This is a genomic window from Promicromonospora sp. NPDC023987, from assembly GCF_040639055.1.
GTDB lineage: Bacteria > Actinomycetota > Actinomycetes > Actinomycetales > Cellulomonadaceae > Promicromonospora.
In genome coordinates, this window is sequence record NZ_JBEZZF010000071.1 from 1 (window position 1) to 18,302 (window position 18,302).

16 protein-coding genes are annotated in these 18,302 nt (G+C 71.6%); 11 read left to right on the top strand and 5 right to left on the bottom strand.

What is annotated here, in order from left to right; all coding sequences use genetic code 11:
- Nucleotides 1-146 precede the first annotated feature (146 nt).
- Nucleotides 147-1,454, bottom strand: a complete 1,308-nt coding sequence (locus AB0F40_RS22970) for a phytase (protein ID WP_357473186.1) — start codon at nt 1,452-1,454, stop codon at nt 147-149.
- Nucleotides 1,455-1,664: 210 nt separating this feature from the next.
- Nucleotides 1,665-2,837, bottom strand: a complete 1,173-nt coding sequence (locus tag AB0F40_RS22975) for an acetoin utilization protein AcuC (protein WP_357473189.1) — start codon at nt 2,835-2,837, stop codon at nt 1,665-1,667.
- 112 nt (nt 2,838-2,949) lie between these two features.
- Here AB0F40_RS22975 and AB0F40_RS22980 point away from each other — a divergent pair, with 112 nt between their 5' ends.
- The 3 genes from AB0F40_RS22980 to AB0F40_RS22990 all read left to right on the top strand — a co-directional run bounded on the left by AB0F40_RS22980 (nt 2,950) and on the right by AB0F40_RS22990 (nt 5,440).
- A complete protein-coding gene (locus AB0F40_RS22980) occupies nt 2,950-4,350 on the top strand; it encodes a potassium transporter TrkG (protein ID WP_357473192.1) in 1,401 nt (466 codons plus the stop codon).
- Nucleotides 4,351-4,466: 116 nt separating this feature from the next.
- Entirely contained in the window at nt 4,467-5,135 is a 669-nt protein-coding gene (locus AB0F40_RS22985; protein WP_357473195.1) for a TrkA family potassium uptake protein, read from the top strand.
- A gap of 206 nt (nt 5,136-5,341) precedes the next feature.
- On the top strand, nt 5,342-5,440 hold the full coding sequence (locus AB0F40_RS22990) for an AURKAIP1/COX24 domain-containing protein (RefSeq protein WP_003792170.1): 99 nt from the start codon (nt 5,342-5,344) through the stop codon (nt 5,438-5,440).
- A gap of 109 nt (nt 5,441-5,549) precedes the next feature.
- Here the strand turns inward: AB0F40_RS22990 and AB0F40_RS22995 are convergent, their stop codons facing one another.
- Nucleotides 5,550-6,344 (bottom strand): HAD-IB family hydrolase, encoded by a 795-nt coding sequence (locus tag AB0F40_RS22995; protein ID WP_357473198.1) that lies wholly within the window; start codon nt 6,342-6,344, stop codon nt 5,550-5,552.
- Between the two features lie 78 nt (nt 6,345-6,422).
- Between AB0F40_RS22995 and AB0F40_RS23000 the strand changes: the two genes are divergently transcribed.
- From AB0F40_RS23000 to AB0F40_RS23010, 3 genes are read left to right on the top strand one after another with little or no spacing between them, the layout of a single operon-like run.
- Nucleotides 6,423-7,094, top strand: coding sequence for a Pr6Pr family membrane protein (locus tag AB0F40_RS23000; RefSeq protein ID WP_357473201.1), 672 nt, complete (start codon nt 6,423-6,425; stop codon nt 7,092-7,094).
- Nucleotides 7,095-7,108: 14 nt separating this feature from the next.
- Entirely contained in the window at nt 7,109-7,357 is a 249-nt protein-coding gene (locus tag AB0F40_RS23005) for a glutaredoxin family protein (RefSeq protein WP_357473204.1), read from the top strand.
- A gap of 60 nt (nt 7,358-7,417) precedes the next feature.
- Nucleotides 7,418-8,065 (top strand): redox-sensing transcriptional repressor Rex, encoded by a 648-nt coding sequence (locus tag AB0F40_RS23010; RefSeq protein WP_357473207.1) that lies wholly within the window; start codon nt 7,418-7,420, stop codon nt 8,063-8,065.
- A 110-nt stretch (nt 8,066-8,175) separates the two neighbouring features.
- Here the strand turns inward: AB0F40_RS23010 and AB0F40_RS23015 are convergent, their stop codons facing one another.
- Nucleotides 8,176-8,727 (bottom strand): YceI family protein, encoded by a 552-nt coding sequence (locus tag AB0F40_RS23015; RefSeq protein ID WP_357473210.1) that lies wholly within the window; start codon nt 8,725-8,727, stop codon nt 8,176-8,178.
- A 209-nt stretch (nt 8,728-8,936) separates the two neighbouring features.
- On the opposite strand from AB0F40_RS23015, the gene AB0F40_RS23020 reads away from it, so the two are divergent.
- Complete coding sequence (locus AB0F40_RS23020) at nt 8,937-9,449, top strand: MarR family transcriptional regulator (RefSeq protein WP_357473213.1); 513 nt, start codon at nt 8,937-8,939, stop codon at nt 9,447-9,449.
- A 72-nt stretch (nt 9,450-9,521) separates the two neighbouring features.
- On the opposite strand, the gene AB0F40_RS23025 is transcribed toward AB0F40_RS23020, so the two are convergent.
- Nucleotides 9,522-14,192 (bottom strand): family 78 glycoside hydrolase catalytic domain, encoded by a 4,671-nt coding sequence (locus tag AB0F40_RS23025; protein ID WP_357473215.1) that lies wholly within the window; start codon nt 14,190-14,192, stop codon nt 9,522-9,524.
- Between the two features lie 239 nt (nt 14,193-14,431).
- On the opposite strand from AB0F40_RS23025, the gene AB0F40_RS23030 reads away from it, so the two are divergent.
- From AB0F40_RS23030 to AB0F40_RS23045, 4 genes are read left to right on the top strand one after another with little or no spacing between them, the layout of a single operon-like run.
- On the top strand, nt 14,432-15,076 hold the full coding sequence (locus AB0F40_RS23030; protein WP_357473219.1) for a histidine phosphatase family protein: 645 nt from the start codon (nt 14,432-14,434) through the stop codon (nt 15,074-15,076).
- Nucleotides 15,076-15,672, top strand: a complete 597-nt coding sequence (locus AB0F40_RS23035; protein WP_357473223.1) for a TlpA disulfide reductase family protein — start codon at nt 15,076-15,078, stop codon at nt 15,670-15,672. The genes AB0F40_RS23030 and AB0F40_RS23035 overlap by 1 nt, the downstream gene beginning before the upstream one ends.
- Nucleotides 15,672-16,487 carry a cytochrome c biogenesis protein CcdA gene (locus tag AB0F40_RS23040; protein WP_357473226.1) on the top strand — a complete coding sequence of 272 codons (816 nt, stop codon included), beginning with the start codon at nt 15,672-15,674 and terminating at the stop codon, nt 16,485-16,487. Before AB0F40_RS23035 ends, AB0F40_RS23040 begins: the two co-directional genes overlap by 1 nt.
- Entirely contained in the window at nt 16,487-18,301 is a 1,815-nt protein-coding gene (locus tag AB0F40_RS23045; RefSeq protein WP_357473229.1) for a cytochrome c biogenesis protein ResB, read from the top strand. Before AB0F40_RS23040 ends, AB0F40_RS23045 begins: the two co-directional genes overlap by 1 nt.
- The last annotated feature ends 1 nt before the right edge of the window (nt 18,302 follow it).

The following is an 18,302-nucleotide window of genomic DNA, read 5'->3' on the forward strand; positions in this document are numbered from 1 at the left end:
CTGGATCCGCGAGGTCCGCTCCCCCGCGGCCGCGAGCCAGGCCAGCGCCGACGGCGCGTGACCACCCTCGTGCCGCCACGGCAGGAAGTGATCGGCAACTCGGGCTGCCGATCTCCTGACGTTCTACCGACCACCCGAGCCAGTCGTCAGCGGAGGGCGAGTGCCCGCACCACGTCACCCCAGTGGACGTAGGAGAAGCCGGTCGCGTCGCGGTCCGGGGCCGCGTCCGGGCCGGTCTCCGGCTCGTCGTGGGTGACCAGCAGGCCGGACTCGTACTCGCCGACGGGTGCGTTGGACACGGCGAGGCCGTCCGACCCGTTGACGTCATCCACACCGTCGCCGGCCACCCGGAACGTGCCGAGCGAACGGTTGCGGCCGGTCAGGGCGTAGACGCCGTAGGTGTCGTCACCCTGGCTGGACACGATCACGTAGCCCTGACGGCCGGGGCCGTACCAGATGTCCACGCCCTCGGCGTCGGCCGTCAGGTTCGTGCCGCCGTACGACGGCGCCCCCGGGTCCACCGGGGCGCACTCCTCGGTCTCGGGGTCATAGGCGTCGTGGACGCCGAAGTCCGTGACCCGGTCGACCAGGCGCGGCTCGCCGGAGCCCAGCGGGAGCGGCACGCGCCACAGGCCCACGTCTTCCTGCGCCGCGTAGAGCGTGCCCGTGCGACGGTCGACCGCCACGCCCTCGAGCTGGGGACCCACCCCAGGCTCCTCGCACGGGACCCAGGTGGTGCCGTCCGGCAGGGGGAACTCGCCGGGCATCGCCAGGTGCTCCACGTCCGTGTAGCCGATGCCGTCCTGACCGGTCGTGAGCCGGGCCGTCGCGACGGTGGTGCTGCCCTCCTGCGTGATCACCGCGTACGCCGCGCCGCCGCGCGGCTGGTAGACCGCCAGGCCGTACGCCGTCTGGTCCTCGGCGACCGTCTCCCGGTCCGGGCTGAACAGGAAGTCCAGCTCGGGCGCGGTGACCTCGGTCAGCGGCGCTTCGGCGTCGGCGCCGGCCGGGTCGATGGCGAAGAAGCGGAGCTGGTCGTTGTACCGGTCCGAGACGACGGCGACATCGGTCGCCCTGCCGTCCACGTCCAGGCTGTAGGCGATGTCGACGTTGTTGAACCGGCCGGGGACGCCGTCGGCGCGGGGTGCCGCCGTGGCCGCGACCGACTGCAGCTCGGTCGCGGCCACGGAGTAGACGCGCAGGCCGCCCTCCTTGGCCGTCGCGATGACGAGCGAACGGTCCGAGTCGTCCGGGTGCACCCAGATCGCCGGGTCGTCGCCCGACGCGTTGCCGCCGACCTCGTCGTCGTACAGCGCGGGCGTCTCCACCGAGGTGGTGACGGTCGCGGGGGCAGGCGCCGGCCGGCCGGGCCCGTCGCCAGCGGCCGCCGAGGCCGGGACGATCGTGGACAGGATCAGCAGGGCGGCCGGCAGGGCGGCGAAGCGACGTCGCATGACCAAGAGGCTGCCCGGCAACCATGTAACCGAAACGACGCGCGTCTGAACAAGACACGAACGCTTCGTTCGCCGGTCGCCCCGATCCCCTTCGAGGCCTAAGTTTCTTCGCTTTGGGGGCCCGCAAAGCGAAGAAGCTTAGGCCTCGAAGAGAGTCCTGGCCGGGCGAGCGGGCGGGCCGGGCGGCCGAGCGGGACCGGGGTGGGGCGGTCAGTCCAGGAGGGGGTCCAGGCCCCATAGGGGGTAGACGGACCTTCGCGTGGCCTGGACCGCGCGGTCCACGGCGTCGGCCGGGTCGTAGCCGTCGCTCCAGGGGCGGAACGGGACCTCCCCCGAGCCCAGCTTCTGCGCCGCCTCCAGGCCCAGGGCCTCGACCGCCGCGCGCCATTCGCCGGGCAGCTCGGAGCCGCGTTCCAGCGGCACGTGCGCCGCCTCCGCGACGAGCGCCGCCCAGGCGAGCGGCACGACGTCGGACACGGCATAGCCGCCACCGCCCAGCGCCAGCCAGCGGCCCTCGGCGTGCTCGTGCGCGAGCGCGTGCGCCCACTGCTGCGCCGTCAGCTGGGCATCCACCGAGACGTTCAGGTTCGACAGCGGGTCGCGGCCGTGGGCGTCGCAGCCGTGCTGGGACACGATCGCCTCCGGCCGGTGCTGCCGGACCAGGGCCGGTACGACGGCGTCGATGGCCCGCAGCCAGGCCGCGCCGGAGGTGCGCGCCGGGACGGGGATGTTGACGACGCTGCCCTCCGCAGGGCCGGAGCCGATGTCGGCCGAGGCGCCGGTGCCGGGAAACAGGGTTCGGCCGTCCTCGTGGATCGAGACGGTGAGCACGCGCGGGTCGTCCCAGAAGATCGCCTCGACGCCGTCGCCGTGGTGGGCGTCGAAGTCCAGGTAGGCGACGCGTTCGGCACCCCGGTCCAGCAGGCGCCGGATGGCCGCGGCGGCGTCGTTGTAGACGCAGAAGCCCGATGCCGCACCGGCCATCGCGTGGTGCATGCCGCCGGCCACGTTCACGCCGTGCGCGATCTGCCCGCTCCAGAGTGCCTCGGCGAGGTCGACGGACCCACCGAGCTGGCGGGCGGCGGCCTCGTGCATCCCGGCGAACAGCGGGTCGTCGTCGGTGCCGAGGCCGCGCACCAGGTCCGGCTCCAGCGTGGTCCCTGCGTGCCGGACGGCGGCCACGTAGTCGGCGTCGTGCACCGTCTCGATGACGGCGTCGGAAGCGGGCTCGGCGTCCACCACCTCGAGCGTCGGCTCCCGGAGCAGACCGAGCGCCTCGATCAGCCGCATCGTGAGGGCGAGGCGGGCAGGCGACATGGGATGCCCGGGTCCGAAGTCGTACTCGAGCAGTCGCGGACTCCAGACCAGCCGGGCGAGGTGCACCAGCCCACGGTAACGGACTGGTGCCGGTGCGGGGGTTTCTGCTCGGGACAGGCCCCGCGGCGTGGCAGAGTAAGGCGTCGATCGTCGAGCGCTGGGGGAAGGAGCGGTTCGGATGGCGCGAAGCTTGCGGCACCGGCTGTTCGGTCTCCGGGAGTACATCGACGAGCTCGCGTTCCGGGCCCCCGCCCGGCTGGCCGTCACGGTCTTCGCGTGCGTGATCGGCGTGTTCACGCTGCTCCTCCTCGCTCCCTTCGCCACGGCGGACGGCAGCGGCGCACGCCTGGTCGACGCGTTGTTCACCGCGGTGTCCGCGGTGTGCGTCACGGGCCTCGTCGTGCAGGACACGGCGACCTACTGGTCCCTGTACGGGCAGATAGTCATCCTCACCGGCATCAAGGTGGGCGGCCTCGGGATCATGACCGTCGCCTCGCTGCTCGGCATGATCGTGTCGCGCAAGATCGGGCTGACGCAGAAGCTGCTCACGGCGTCGGAGACCAAGACCAGCAAGCTGGGCGACGTCGGCTCGCTGATCCGGGTCATCATCGTCACCGCCACCACCATCGAGCTGTCGATCGCCCTGCTGCTCTTTCCCCGGTTCCTGGTGATCGAGGGCAACATCGGCACGGCGGCCTGGCACTCGCTGTTCTACGGGATCTCGGCGTTCAACAACGCGGGCTTCGTGCCGACGGTCGAGGGCCTGGCGCCGCACGTCGGGGACTGGACGCTCGTGCTGCCGATCGCGCTCGGCGTGTTCATCGGCGCGCTCGGCTTCCCGGTCATCCTCAACATCCAGCGGTCGCTGCCGCGGCCCGGCCAGCGGTGGCACGGCTGGACCCAGCGGTTCTCCCTGCACACCAAGCTCACGCTCATGACCAGCTTCGTGCTGTTCGTGGTGGGCGCGCTGCTGCTCCTGGTCCTGGAGTGGACCAACCCGCACACGTTCGGCCCGCTGAGCTTCGGCGAGAAGCTCCTGGCCGCCATCTTCGCCGGCATCATGCCCCGCTCGGGCGGGTTCAGCACGGTCGACGTCGGTGCCATGACCCAGTCGAGCTGGCTCATCCAGGACGCCCTGATGTTCGTGGGCGGCGGGTCGGCGTCGACCGCCGGTGGCATCAAGGTGACCACGCTCGCCGTCATGTTGCTCGCGATCTTCGCGGAGGCGCGCGGTGACCGGGACATCGAGGCATTCGGCCGGCGCATCCCGCGCGACGTGCTGCGGCTCTCCATCGCCGTGGTGTTCACGGGAGCGTCCATCGTGCTGGTCTCCTGCGTCGCGCTGCTGGAGCTCACCGACCACAACCTGTCCAAGGTGCTGTTCGAGGTGCTGTCGGCGTTCGCGACGGTGGGCCTGTCCACCGGGATCACGGAGGGCCTGCCCGACGCCGCCAAGTACTGGCTGTCGGCGCTCATGTTCGTCGGACGGACCGGTGCGGTGACCGTCGTGGCGGTGCTTGCGCTGCGCGACCGCCGCCGCATCGTACGCTTCCCGGAGGAGCGCCCCATCATCGGGTGAGGCCGGAGTGCAGTGCAGGGTGAGGGCCGAGGAACGAGGCACTCGCCCGGAACGGAACGCAGGTCTCACCCGACAGACAACATCGGGGTGAAGACGGAACGTAGAGAGGGATAACCGTGCCGGAGAAGAAGCCCGAGCGGGACGCGGGTGTGCTGGTGATCGGTCTGGGCCGGTTCGGGTCGTCGATCGGCGCGACCCTGGACCGGCTGGGCCAGGACGTGCTGGCCGTGGAACAGGACCCGAACCTGGTCGCGCAGTGGTCGGGGCGCCTGCCCCTGGTGGAGGCGGACGCGTCCAACCCGGAGGCGCTGGAGCAGCTCGGCGCCAAGGACTTCGGCGTGGCCGTGGTCGGTGTCGGCTCGTCGCTCGAGGCGTCCGTGCTGATCACGGGCAACCTGGTCGACATCGGCACGCCGCAGATCTGGGCCAAGGCGATCTCCGCGGAGCACGGCCGCATCCTGACGCGCATCGGCGCGCACCACGTCGTCTTCCCGGAGGCCGACGCCGGATCACGCGTGGCCCACCTCGTGAGCGGCAAGCTGCTCGACTACATCGAGGTCGAGGACGGGTTCACCATCGTGAAGATGCGCCCGCCCAAGGAGGCGCAGGGCTTCACGCTCGCGCAGTCGAACATCCGCAGGCGCTACGGCGTCACGGTGATCGGCGTGAAGTCGCCCGGGGTGGACTTCGTCTACGCGACGCCGGAGACCCGCGTCTCCGCCAACGACCTGCTCGTCTGCTCGGGTCACGCCGAGCTGCTCGACCGGTTCGCCGCGCGGCCCTGACCCGGCCGCCGGGCTCCGGTCGGCACAACTCACACCACCGCCGATTACAGGGCGCGCGGATCACCAGGTAGCCTAGGGTGCGGACTCCCTTTCGTGTTGGTCGGCCATCGTCACTCTGGCGTCACTGTCCCGGACCAACCGTGGACCATTTCGCTGAGCGGCCCGGCGTCGGGCTGCCGCCGACCGATCGAACATTGCGAGGACCTATGGGCTCCGTCATCAAGAAGCGCCGCAAGCGTATGGCGAAGAAGAAGCACCGCAAGCTGCTTCGTAAGACGCGCCACCAGCGCCGCAACAAGAAGTGACGCGCGCGCCCTCTGGCGCGTGACGAGCAGGCCCGGCCCCCTGAGGGCCGGGCCTTCTTCGTGTCTCCGGGCGGGTTCGGCGCCAGGCCGGAGACGGTCCGGCGACGAGCTAGCGACCCTGCAGCCGGCGTCGCGCCGCACGCAGCACCAGGCCGAGCACCCACGCGGCCCCTGCCCACGAGGCGGTCCGGAACCCGCGTCCCGCCGCACGCTGCGACCGGCCCCGGAACTCCCGGATGGGCCAGCCCACCTCCTGCGCGTGCCTGCGCAGCCGGAGGTCGGGATTGATCGGGCAGGGGTGGCCCACCACGCGCATCATCGGCAGGTCGTTCAGCGAGTCCCCGTACGCGTAGCTCTCGTCGAGGTCGATGTCGTTGATGTCCGCCAGCTCGACGATGGCGTCCGCCTTGGCCTGGCCGTGCATGAGGTCGCCGTTGAGCCGGCCCGTGTAGAACCCGTCCTTGTGCTCAGCGATGGTGCCGAGGGCCCCCGTGGCGCCCAGCCGGCGGGCGATGAGCTGCGCGATCTCGACCGGGGTGGCGGTGATGAGCCAGACCTGGTGACCGGCCGCGATGTGCTCGTCGAGCAGGCGGCGCGTCCCTGGATAGATCCGCAAGGACAGCACGGCGTCCCACACCTCCTCGCCGAGGGTCGCGATCTCCGCGACGCTGCGGCCCGCGATGAGCGAGAGGGCGCGGTCGCGCACCTGGTCGATCTCTTCCTTGTTCTCGCCCCACAGCAGGTAGCGGGCCTGGATCAGGGCGAACCTGAGGATGTCCCGGGTGCCGAAGAACTTGCGCTGGTACGCGGACTTGGCGATATGGAAGGCGCTCGCACCACGGATGATGGTGTTGTCGACGTCGAAGAACGCCGCAGTGGCGGACGAGGGGTGCGTCGACGGCATAGAGGTCACTCTATCCGCGTGTCAGGTCGCGCAAGTCCCTGCCGGGCGACCCCCGTCCACCGGTGATAGAACCAGGGCGTGACGCACGAGATCAGCACGCCGGAACGGGCCCCTCTCGCGCGGGTGCTCCACCTGCTGGTCGCCGTGCTCGCCCTCGGTGGCTTCGCGATCGAGCTGGTCGTCGCGCTCACCAGCGGTCCCGGTCTCGCCCCGACGCACGCCGAGCGCATGGTGCGCCTCTTCAGCTACTTCACGATCCAGTCGAACCTGCTGATCGGCGGCGTCTCGGTGGCGCTCGCGATCAACCCGCGCCGCGACGGGCCGGTGTTCCGGGTGCTGCGCCTGGATGCCCTGCTGTGCATCGTCATCACCGGGATCGTCTACAACACGGTCCTGCGCGGCCTGGTCGAGCTCACGGGGGCCGGGCTGGTCTCCAACTCGATGCTGCACGTCCTGTCGCCGCTCTTCGCCCTCGTCGTCTGGACGTGGGCCGGGCCGCGGCCGCGCGTGACCGTGCGGACTGTGTGGTGGTCGGTCGTCTACCCGATCGCGTGGCTCGTCTATACCTTCCTCCGGGGCGCGGCTACCGGCTGGTACCCATACCCGTTCCTCGACGTGAACGTGCTCGGTCACGCGGGCGCGGTGACCAACGCGGCGGTCGTCGCCGTCGTCTTCCTCGCCCTCGCCTGGGGTGTGCGTTGGGCGGACGGGCGCCTGCCGGACACCGACCGTCCGGTGTCCCTGGTGTGACGTAACCTCGGGGCGTGACAAGTCCTGCCGGAGCCCGGGTAGTCCTGTACACACGCGAGGCGTGCCATCTGTGCGAGGACGCACGCGCCGTCGTCGTGCAGGTGTGCGAGGCGGCCGGAGCCCGATGGCGTGAGGTCGACATCGACAGCGCGCCCGCACTGCGGGAGAAGTACGGGGAATACGTCCCCGTGGTCGAGGTGGACGGGGTCCAGCAAGGATTCTGGCGCGTGGACGGTGCGCGCCTGGCCCGCCTCCTGGCATGATCATCCCGGCAGTGTGTGCGTACGCCCGCGACACAGTGGTCGCGGGGAGGGGAGCAGCGCGTGGTCGAACTCAGTGACGGCACGGTTCCGGCAGCAACAGTAGGGAGGCTGCCGTACTACTTGCGCGCCCTGCGCGACCTCGCGGCCGAGGGGGTGGGGCTCACCTCGTCGACGGAGCTCGCCGAGCGTTCGGGCGTGAGCTCGGCGCAGCTGCGCAAGGACCTGTCGTACCTGGGTTCGTTCGGCACGCGCGGCGTGGGGTACGACGTCGAGTCGCTCGCCTCGTACATCACCGTCGCCCTGGGGCTCGAGACGGAGCACCGGCTCGCGATCGTCGGAATCGGTAACCTCGGGCACGCGCTCGCGAACTACTCCGGGTACGCGACGCGCGGCTTCCAGGTGGTGGCCCTCCTCGACGCGTCGCCCGACGTCGTGGGCACGCAGGTGGCCGGCGTGACCGTCGAGCACGTCCGCGCCGTCACCGAGGTCATCCACCGCGAGCGGGTCACCATGGTCGTGCTCGCCCTACCGGGCCTCGGGGCCCAGGACGTGGCCGACGCCGTCGTCAGCTCGGGCGTCCGCGAGATCCTCAACTTCGCGCCGGTGGCGCTCCAGGTGCCGGACGACGTGGTGGTGCGGTCCGTCGACGTCGGCGGTGAGCTGCAGATCCTGGCGTTCCACGCGGCGACGCGGGCTGCTGCGCTCTGAGGATGTGCTGCACCAGACCAGTGAGTTCGGTCGCTTGACCTGAGATCGGTCGGTTGACCGACCGATCTCAGGTCATCGGACCGAACTCACCACAGAATCGGCCGAGCGGTTCAGGACTTGGCGATCGCGCTGACGTCCAGGGTGATCTTGACCTTCTCGCCAACCAGGAAGCCGCCGGTCTCCAGCGAGGCGTTCCAGGTCAGGCCGAACTCCTTGCGGTTGATCTCGAGGCTGGCCTCGAAGCCGGCACGGTCGTTGCCGAACGGGTCCTTGGCGGTGCCGGCGAACTCGGTCTCCAGCTCGACACCCTTGGTGACGCCGTTGATGGTCAGGTCGCCGGAGATGACGTACGCGTCGCCGTCGGGCCGGATGCCGGTGGACGTGAAGGTCCAGGCGGGGTTCTCCTCGGCGTGCCAGAAGTCGGCGCTCTTCAGGTGGCCGTCGCGGCCGGCGTCGCCCGTGTTGACCGACGCCGCGTCCAGCTCGGCGGTGACGCTCGACGACTCCAGGTCCTCGCCGACCGTGATGGTGCCCGAGGCGACGCCGATGGTGCCGCGCACCTTCGCGATGCCCGCGTGGCGGACGGAGAAGGCCGCGGTGGTGTGGGACGGGTCGATGTCGTACGTGCTTGTGGTCAGACCGGCGGGAAGCGAGGTGGCCATGAGAGAGGACTCCTTGTTGTTGCGGCGTTTTGGGTGGATAGTTGAGAGATCAACTAGTCACGTTCACGTCTAACATAGCCGGTCCCGTAACGTATTCCCAGGGGTGTCCCGGTCGGCGTAGACCGGCAGCGGGGCGGGTCCCGGCCTCGTCGGACACCGGGCGACGGGCACCCTCCTGACGGCTCGGCAAGCACGAAAGCGGTGGGCTCATGGCAGCAGAGACGATCGAGCAGCGCGAGAGCTGGCTGACCGAGGAGCAGCAGGGCTCCTGGCGGCACTACCTCGAGGGCACCGCGCGCTTCGTCGAGGCGCTCGGCGCCGTCCACGACCGGACGCTCGACCTCTCCCTCGGGGAGTACAGCCTCCTGGTGCAGCTCTCGGAGGCGCCGGAGCGCACCATGCGGATGTCGGCGCTCGCCGACGGCCTGGTGCTGTCGCGCAGCCGGCTCACGCACACGGTCGCGCGCATGGAAGCGCGCGGGCTCGTCGAGCGGCGTGCGGCGGAGGGCGACCGGCGAGGCGTGAACTGCACCATGACCGACGCCGGCTACGCGGCTCTCGAGACCGCCGCCCCCGGGCATGTGGCCGCGGTGCGCCGCATCATGGTGGACGCGCTGGAGCCGGAGGAGTTCGCCGTGCTGGGCCGCATCATGGCCAAGGTCGCCGAGTCATCGAAGGCCTCGGGCGGAACGGAGGAGGGCCTGACGGCCCTCTGCGACTAGCTGGCGCCTACCCAGCGATTCGGCCCGAATCTCCCGGGAGGTTCGGGCCGAATCGCTGGGTAGGCGTTGTGGCTACGCCCCCTGCGTGCTGGTCCAGACGTCCGCTATCGACGGGTCGTAGTCGCCCGGTACGTCCTCGAACCGGAGCCGCACCACGCCGTCCGACGTCGCCGCCGACGGCTCCACGACCAGCCGGTACGTGACCGCCTCCGCGCCGCCGGACGTCTTGCGGAAGTCCCGGCTCAGCACCCGGGTGCCGTCCGCGAGGACGCCGTAGGTCTTGCGCTGCGGGCCGTCGTACGTCTCGACGACCGTCAGCACGAACGCCTCGCCGGCGGGGACGTCGAGGTCGAGCTCGAAGTGCCCGTCGCCCGCGGTGACGCCCGTGTACCGGCGGGTGAGGCCGGCCTCGACGTTGGTCCCCGAGCCGGGGGACGCGGTCAGCCCGTGCTCGGCCTCCGACCCGGCGTCGCCGATGTCGGCATGGTCGACGACACCCGCAGGCGGCGTCGGCACCAGCACGTCCAGCGTCGCCTGTGCCGACTCGTCGTCATGAACGCCGACGGCGACCCCGACCGGTGTGGGACCACCGGTGACCGACCCGGGGACCCGGACCTCCACCTCGTGGTCGACGGCGTCCCCCGGCGCCAGCGTCAGCTTCGCCGGCTCGGGTGCCGGCCAGCCCGCGGGGACCGTCACCGTCACCGTCCGTGACTGCTCCACGGACGACCGGTTCTCGATCGCCGCACGCACGGTGACCGTGTCTCCTGGACCTGCCGTGTCGGGCGTCGTCACGGCCGAGTCGACCAGGACGGCGGGAACGACGTCGAGCCCACCGGTGACCCGGAGCTCGGCCGCCGAGTCGCCGTAGGTGTAGGCCACCGTCCCGGTGAGCTCTGCCCTGCCCGCCGCGAGCCCGGCTGGCAGCGACACGTCGAGGCGCTGCACCGCCGTCGCCCCCGGTTCCAGCCGGTCCGGGAGCCCGTCCACGGGAGTCGCCGTCCAGCCGTCCGGCAGGCTGAGCCCTGCCTCGGGCCGCAGGAGCGTCTGCCGTCCGGTGTTCGCAAGGCTCAGCTCGACCGGCACGGTCGACCCGGGCAGTGCGGTCCCGTCGGGGACCACCAGAGCCGCGGACGCCCCGAGGAGCGCACCCGAGGCGTCCGCGAGGGTGGTCGCCGCCGCGTCGGTGGCGGCGAGCAGCGGCTCGGCGACGTCCTCGGGCAGCCCGTCGCCCAGGGCGTCCTCGAGCGCGGTCCGGAGCGTGCCGACGTCGGCCAGCGCGGCGTGGACGTGCGCCGGAGCGTCGTCGTCGTCGCGGAGGTAGGCCGACCAGGCGTGGGTGGTGTCCCGGGCGGCGCGGTCGGCCGCTCGGCCAATGCGAGCTGCCTGCGGCCGGGTCAGGTGACCGTCGGCGCGTGCGTCGTCGACGGCGTCCCCGAGCTCGGCCAGGCCCTGCCGGGCGTCACCGAGGTCGCCCAGGGCCTCGTCGACCACGAACCGGTACGTCCCGGAGCCCACGCTGAAGGCGGCGGCGCCGTCGACCATACGCTCGAACTCGATGCCCCGGACCCGGGCGACCGGCTTGCCGGACTCGAGCACCGCGTACCGCGACGCGGCGGGCACCCGGATCTCCGCAGTGGTGTTGGCCGGGACCGTCACGGTCACCTCCAGGCGGTCGCCCTCGGCGTCCCAGCCGCTCTCGACCGCGCCGTACGGCGTGTCCAGGCTGTAGTCGACGTGCCCGACGCGTTCGTCGACCCGGGGTGCGACGAGCATCCTGCGGTAGCCCGGCTCCAGCGAGCGGACGCCGGCCATGGTCCCGTACATCCACCGGCCGACCGCGCCGTAGGCGTAGTGGTTGAACGAGTTCATCCCCGGGTCGTGGAACGAGCCGTCCGGCAGGATGGAGTTCCACCGCTCCCACACGGTCGTCGCGCCGTTCGCGATCTCGTAGCCCCACGACGGGTAGTCCTCGTGCTGGAGCATCTCGAAGGCGACGTCGTCCCGCCCGATCTGTGACAGGGCGGGCAGCAGCCCCTCGACGCCGAGGAAGCCGACCGACAGGTGCCGGTCGCGCCGTTCGAGGCTCGCGAGGAACTTGGCCGCCACCTCGTCCTCGAGCTCGTCGGGCATCAGGCCGTGCGTGATCGTCAGGACGTACGAGGTCTGGCTGTCGGAGGTCACGGTGCCGTCGTCGGCGACGAACTCCCGCTGGTAGGCGGCCCGGATCTCGGCGAAGGCGGCGTCGTACGCGTCGGCGTCCGCGGTCCGGCCGACGGCACGGGCCATCTCGGCGAGCTCGCGGGTGCTCTTGGCCATGAAGGCGGTGGAGACGACGCCGGCCTCGGTCGGGTCGTCGAGGTTCACCCAGTCCAGGTACCCGCCCTCGTCGCGGATCCAGTCCGCGGAGTCGGCGTGCAGGTAGTCGACGTAGCGCCGCATCGCCTCGTAGTTCTCCTCGACGACGTCGGTGTCGCCGTAGGCCCGCCAGAGGGTCCATGGCACGTGCACGCCGGCGTCGCCCCAGCCCGCGATACCCATGCCGCCGTCGGAGTGGCCGGGGATGACCGGCGCGAAGCCGGGGTAGGCGCCGTCGGCCCGCTGGCTGTCGCGCAGGTCGCGCAGCCACTTGCGGAGGAACTCGCGCGAGTCGGCCGTGTACGCGGCGGTCTCGCCGAACACGTTGATGTCACCGGTCCAGCCGAGCCGCTCGTCCCGGGCCGGGGTGTCGGTGGGGATGGACAGGAAGTTCCCGCGGCGGCCCCACCGGATGTTGCTGTCGAGCTGGTCGACCATGGCCGAGCCCGTCGACAGCTCGCTGGACTCCTCGGTGTCGGTGCCGACCACCACACCGACGACGTCGGAGGCCGCCGGTGCCTCGGTGACCCCGGTGATCTCGACGAAGCGGAATCCGTGGGACGTGAAGGTGGGCTCGAAGACGCCGGTCCCGGACTCGTCGAACGTGTAGGTGTCGGTGACCTTGGCGGTCCGCAGGTTGTCGGTGTACAGCGTTCCGTCGGGGTTGAGGACCTCGCCGAACCGGAGGGTCGCCGTCGTGCCGGGGGCCCCGGTGAGCCGGGCGCGGACGTGGCCCACCATGTTCTGCCCCAGGTCATAGAGGTGAACGCCCTCAGAAGGGGACGGGAGCGCCGTGGCGCCGAGCTCCTCGAGCACCCGGACCGGCTGGTCCTGCTGCGGGACGAGCTGGGCCGTCGGCGCCTCGATGACGTCGGCGGGCTCCCAGCCCGTCGCGTCGAAGCCCGGCGACGACCACCCGGCGGTGTCGTGCGCCGCGCGCGCGTCGAAGCCCTCGCCGTCCAGGAGGTCGGACGTGCGGATCGCGCTGTCCCCGACCGACCAGTCGTCGCCGGTCGTGATGGTCCGGGTGGTCCCGTCGGCCAGCTCGACCCGGAGCTGGGCGAGCAGGCTCGGGGTGGTCCCGTACCGCTCCGACCCCGCCTGGGCGATGCGGCCGGCGAACCAGCCCCTCGCGAGCTGCGCCCCGAGCACGTTGGTACCGGGCTGGAGCAGGTCGGTGACGTCGTAGGTCTGGTACTGGATCCGGTCCGCGTAGTCCGTCCACCCGGGTGCGAGCTGGTGGTCACCGACCGCGTTCCCGCCCAGCTCGAGCTCGTACAGCCCGCGCGCGGTGGCGTAGAGGCGCGCGCTGGTCACCGGGACGTCCGGCAGGTCGAACTCGGTGCGCAGGAGCTGGACGTCGGTCGCCTGCTCGGCCCACGCCTCGTCGCCCTCGCGCACGGCCAGGCCGTCGGGCGTGGCCTGCCCGTCGGACAGCTCGTGCTCGTCGCCGGGGAACGTGGCGTCCAGCAGGCTGTCGCCGTCCGGCGTCGTGACGCTGATGGCGTGCACGAGCGCGGACTCGCCCCCGCTCGTGCGGAGGCCCACGAGCCCCGCCGCCGCGTGCGTCGGGTCGGTCCGGGTGTCCACGACGTCGCCGTCGACGCGCGTGGTCAGGGTGTCGCCGGCCACCTCGAGGGTGTACTCGTGCCGGTCGGCGAGGTCGAGGTCCGCGGAGAAGGGCGCAGCGGAGAGCACCGTGTATCCGTTGTTCACCTTCACGTGCGGCCGCAGCGCGTGCTCGGCCTCGCTGAGCTGCCACATGTACGCGTTGGCCCGGTCCGAGCCACGGACGTAGATCCCGAGTGCGCCCTCGATGCGCGACGCCGTCACCGTGACGGTGTAGTCCGTCCACTCCGCACCGACCTGCGAGGTGTCCTTGCCGATCCACTGGCCGGTCCAGGCGTCGGCGTCCGCCAGCGCGGTCTCGAAGTGCGCGGGCGTGCTCCACCCGGAGGTGTTGCCGTCGTCGTCCCAGGCGCGGACCGACCAGGTGTACTCGCTCTGGGCGGTGAGGTCCGGACCGTCGTACGGCACGTCGACGGACTGGTCCGACGGGACCCGGCCGGAGTCCCACAGCGTGCTGCCCGAGGAGGTCCCGCCGGCCCAGACCCGTACCTGGTAGGCCCGCTGCACGACGCCGCGCCGGTCGGCATCGAGCTGCCACGAGAACTGGACCGGCTCGGAGGGCAGGATCCCGGTGGGGTCCGTGCGGCGGTCCACGGTCGGCTCGGTCACGGTCAGTGCGGGGCCAGAGGCTTCCTGTGCGGCGGGTGTCCCGGCGGCGGGTGGCACCGCCGTGAGCGGGACGAGGAGGGCGAGGGCGACGAGCGGGCTGAACAGCCGGACGCTCCGGGGTCGTGGAGCGCGCAGGGCGAGCGACATCGGGATCTCCCTTGAATCGTTTCAGCGGCGATGGTGAAACTGGCGGAGACGCTAAGGGGCCTAAACGTTAAAGGTCAAGAGTTTCCCTTAGGGAGATTGTCCGGCTCTTCGTATTTCACCCATCCGCGCCATCTCCGGCCTCCGCCCGACGGCCTTCGGGCGCGGATCAGTGTGAGATACGGCAATCCACACCGGCTCGAGGTCACAGGCACCCAGGGTCGGGTGCGAGACTGGGCGCCATGGTTTCCACGACGGTTCACCTGCTGCGTCACGGCGAGGTGTACAACCCCGACGGTGTCCTGTACGGGCGCCTGCCCGGCTACCGCCTCTCCGACCGCGGCCAGGCGATGGCGAAGATCGTCGCCGACCACCTCACGAACTCCGGCCGGGACGTGGTCCGGGTGGTCGCCTCACCACTGCAGCGCGCGCAGGAGACCGCAGCGCCCCTGGTGCAGAGCTTCGGCCTGGAGCTCGCCACGGACGACCGCATCATCGAGGCGAGCAACCGGTTCGAGGGCCTCCCCGTGGCGGACGGCGGTGGTGCGCTCAAGAGCCCGCGGAACTGGCCGTACATGTGGAACCCGTTCCGCCCGTCCTGGGGCGAGCCGTACACGCACCAGGTCGAGCGCATGCGCAAGGCCATCGAGGACGCGCGCCGGGCGGCGGAGGGCCACGAGATCGTGCTCGTCAGCCACCAGCTCCCGGTGTGGCTGACCCGCCGGTCGCTCGAGGGCGGCCAGCTCTGGCACGACCCGCGCAGCCGGCAGTGCAACCTGGCCTCCCTGACGTCCCTCAGCTTCGAGGACGACAGGTTCGTAGGCCTCCACTACACGGAACCGGCCGCAGAGCTGTACCCCGGCGCGAGCAAGGTCGCCGGCGCGTGATGCGGGGCAAGACCTTCAAGGTCGTTCAGGTAGTGGTAGCCGTCGGCATCGTCATCGGCCTCGTCGCGGCGCTCACGGCATGCGCACCGGAGGAGTCCGGCGCGAGCGACGTCGTCGGGCAGGGGTACGTCTCCGGGGACGGGTCGGTGCAGACCTACGATCCCGGCGAGCGCAAGGGCCCCGTCGCCATCACGGGCACCGCCTTCGAGGGCGACGACGTCGACACCACCGAGTGGGTGGGTGACGTGGTGGTCGTGAACACCTGGTACGCCGCGTGCGCGCCGTGCCGCGCCGAGGCACCCGACCTCGTGGAGCTCGCGAACTCCAAGGACGGCGTGCAGTTCCTCGGTATCAACACGGATGACGACGCCGGTGCAGCCCTGGCCTTCCAGCGCACCTTCGACGTGCCGTACCCGAGCATCGAGGATCGTACGGGCGCCGTGATCGCCGGCCTGGCCGACGTCCTGCCGCTGCAGGCGGTGCCCACCACGGTGGTGCTGGACCAGGAGGGCAACGTCGCCGCGCGCGTCATCGGGCAGGCGGAGCACTCCACGCTCGAGGCCCTGATCGACGAGGTCCTGGCGGAGGCCGCCTGATGCTTCCCGGCAGCCCCCTCGGCGCCGTCACGACCGCCGTCGGCGACGGGCTCGCGAGCACCGCGTTCAGCGGCTCCCTGCTCCTGGCGGTGCCGGTCGCCGTGCTGGCCGGCCTGGTGTCGTTCGCCTCGCCGTGCGTGCTGCCGCTGGTTCCCGGCTACATCGGCTACGTGAGCGGCATGGCCGCCGCCTCCATGAACACGACCGCCGGGGCGGTGAGCACGCGCACCAAGCCCGCCCGCGCCCGTGTCGTCGGCGGCGTGGCGCTGTTCGTGCTCGGCTTCACCGTCGTCTTCGTCTCCTTCGGTGCCGCGTTCGGCAGCCTCGGCACGTACCTGGTGCGCTGGGAGGACGTCATCACCCGCGTGCTCGGCGCCGTGGTGATCCTGCTCGGACTCGGCTTTCTCGGCGCCGTCCCCTTCCTGCAGCGCGAGGCCCGGATCCACCTGACCCCGCGCGCGGGTCTGTGGGGCGCGCCCCTCCTCGGCGTCGTGTTCGGGCTCGGCTGGACGCCCTGCATCGGCCCGACCCTCGGCGCCGTGCAGGCGCTCGCGATCGACGAGGCGTCGGCGGGGCGCGGTGCGCTCCTGGGCGTCGCGTACTGCGTGGGCCTCGGCGTGCCGTTCCTGCTCGTCGCCCTCGGGCTGCAGAGCTCGGAGCGGATGCTGGACTTCCTGCGCCGGCACCGCCTCGCGGCCTTGCGGATCGGTGGCGGGATGCTGGTGCTGGTCGGGCTGCTGCTGGTCACCGGGCTGTGGTCGCAGCTGACCGGGGCCATGCAGCTCTGGATCGGCGGATTCGAGACGGTGATCTGATGGCCGAGGAGGGTAGGTACGTCCCCGAGGGGATAGCGGACGAGTTCACGCAGGGTGAGCCGGCGCGGGGCGCTCCGTCGTCCGGCGAGAAGCAGCCGAGGCCGAGCCGTCCCAACGCGCCCGCGCTGGGACTGGTGGGGACCCTGCGCTGGATGTGGCGCCAGCTCACGTCGATGCGCGTGGCGCTCATGCTGCTGATGCTGCTCGCCGTCGCGGCGGTGCCCGGATCGGTGCTGCCGCAGCGCAACCAGGACGCCGCCGGCGTGATCGAGTACCTCGCCGACCACCCGACGGCCGGTGAGTGGCTCGACAAGGCCGGGTTCTTCGACGTCTACACGTCGGTCTGGTTCTCCGCGATCTACATCCTGTTGTTCGTGTCGCTGGTGGGCTGCATCCTGCCGCGGTCGATGGCCCACTACCGTGCCCTGCGGGGCCGGCCGCCGCGCGTGCCGTTCCGGTTCGACCGGTTCCCTGCCAAGGCGTCCGCGAGCACCGACGCCTCGCCGGAGCAGGCCGCCGACGCCGTCGCCGCCCGCCTGCGGGGCAAGATCTCCTGGCTGCCCACGTTCCGCGTGGACCGGGGTGAGGAACCCGCTCGAGGCGTGCGTGGAGCGTCGGGCCGGAGCGAGCTTGCGAGCGCAGGGCCGGGGCGACCATCGGGACAGCCGTCGGCCACCGTGAGCGCCGAGCGCGGCTACCTGCGGGAGACGGGGAACCTGGTGTTCCACCTGGCCCTGGTCGGCCTGCTCGTGTCGGTCGCGACCGGCCAGCTGCTGCACTACCGCGGCCAGGCGATCGTCACCGAGGGCCGCGGCTTCGCCAACGCGGTGGTGGACTACGACACCTTCGAGAAGGGCGCGTGGTTCCGCCCCGAGTCGCTGGTGCCGTTCTCGATGACGCTCGACAGGTTCGTGTCCGAGTTCGCGAGCGACACCGTCGCCTTCGCGCAGGCACGTGACTTCACGGCGTACGTGACCGTCACCGAGCCCTCCGGCGAGCAGCGGCCCGAGACCGTGAAGGTGAACCACCCGCTCGTGGTGGACGGCGCCAAGATCTACCTGCAGGGCAACGGCTTCGCGCCCGACATCACGGTGCGCGACGCCGAGGGCGAGATCGCCTTCTCCGGTCGAGTGACCTTCGTCCCGCAGGACACGATGTACACGTCCCGCGGCGTGGTGAAGGTGCCGGACGTATCACCGGGGCTCGAGCAGATCGGGCTCGTCGGCTACTTCCTGCCGACGGCGGAGGTCGAGCCCGACGGTTCCGCCCGCTCGGTGTTCCCGCAGCCCGTCGACCCGCTGCTCGTGCTCGAGGTGTACACGGGCGACCTGGGGCTCGACGAGGGCACCCCGCAGAACGTGTACGAGCTCGACACCGCGTCGCTCAGCCCCGCCGTCGAGGACTCCGGCGAGCGCGTCAAGGTGCTGGCCAGGCCCGGCGAGACGGTCGAGCTCCCGGACGGGCTCGGCACCCTGACCCTCGGCGACGAGCTGCCGCGGTACGTGGCGCTCGACCTGCGGCACGACCCGTCGCTCGGGTTCGTGCTCGTGTTCTCGCTGCTCGCGCTCGGCGGGCTCACCGTCTCGCTGTTCACGCCCCGACGGCGCGTCTGGGCGCGGGCGTACGTGGCGCAGGATGGGGCTACCGTGGTCGAGGTCGCAGGGCTCGCCCGCGGGGACGACGCCGGCCTGCAGGCCGAGGTCGACCGCGCGCTCGCCGCAGTGCCCGACCCGGTGGTCGAGCGTGAGCCGGTGGTCGAGTCGGACCCGGTGGTCGAGCCTGTCGAGACCCGGACCAGATCAGAAAAGGACTGAA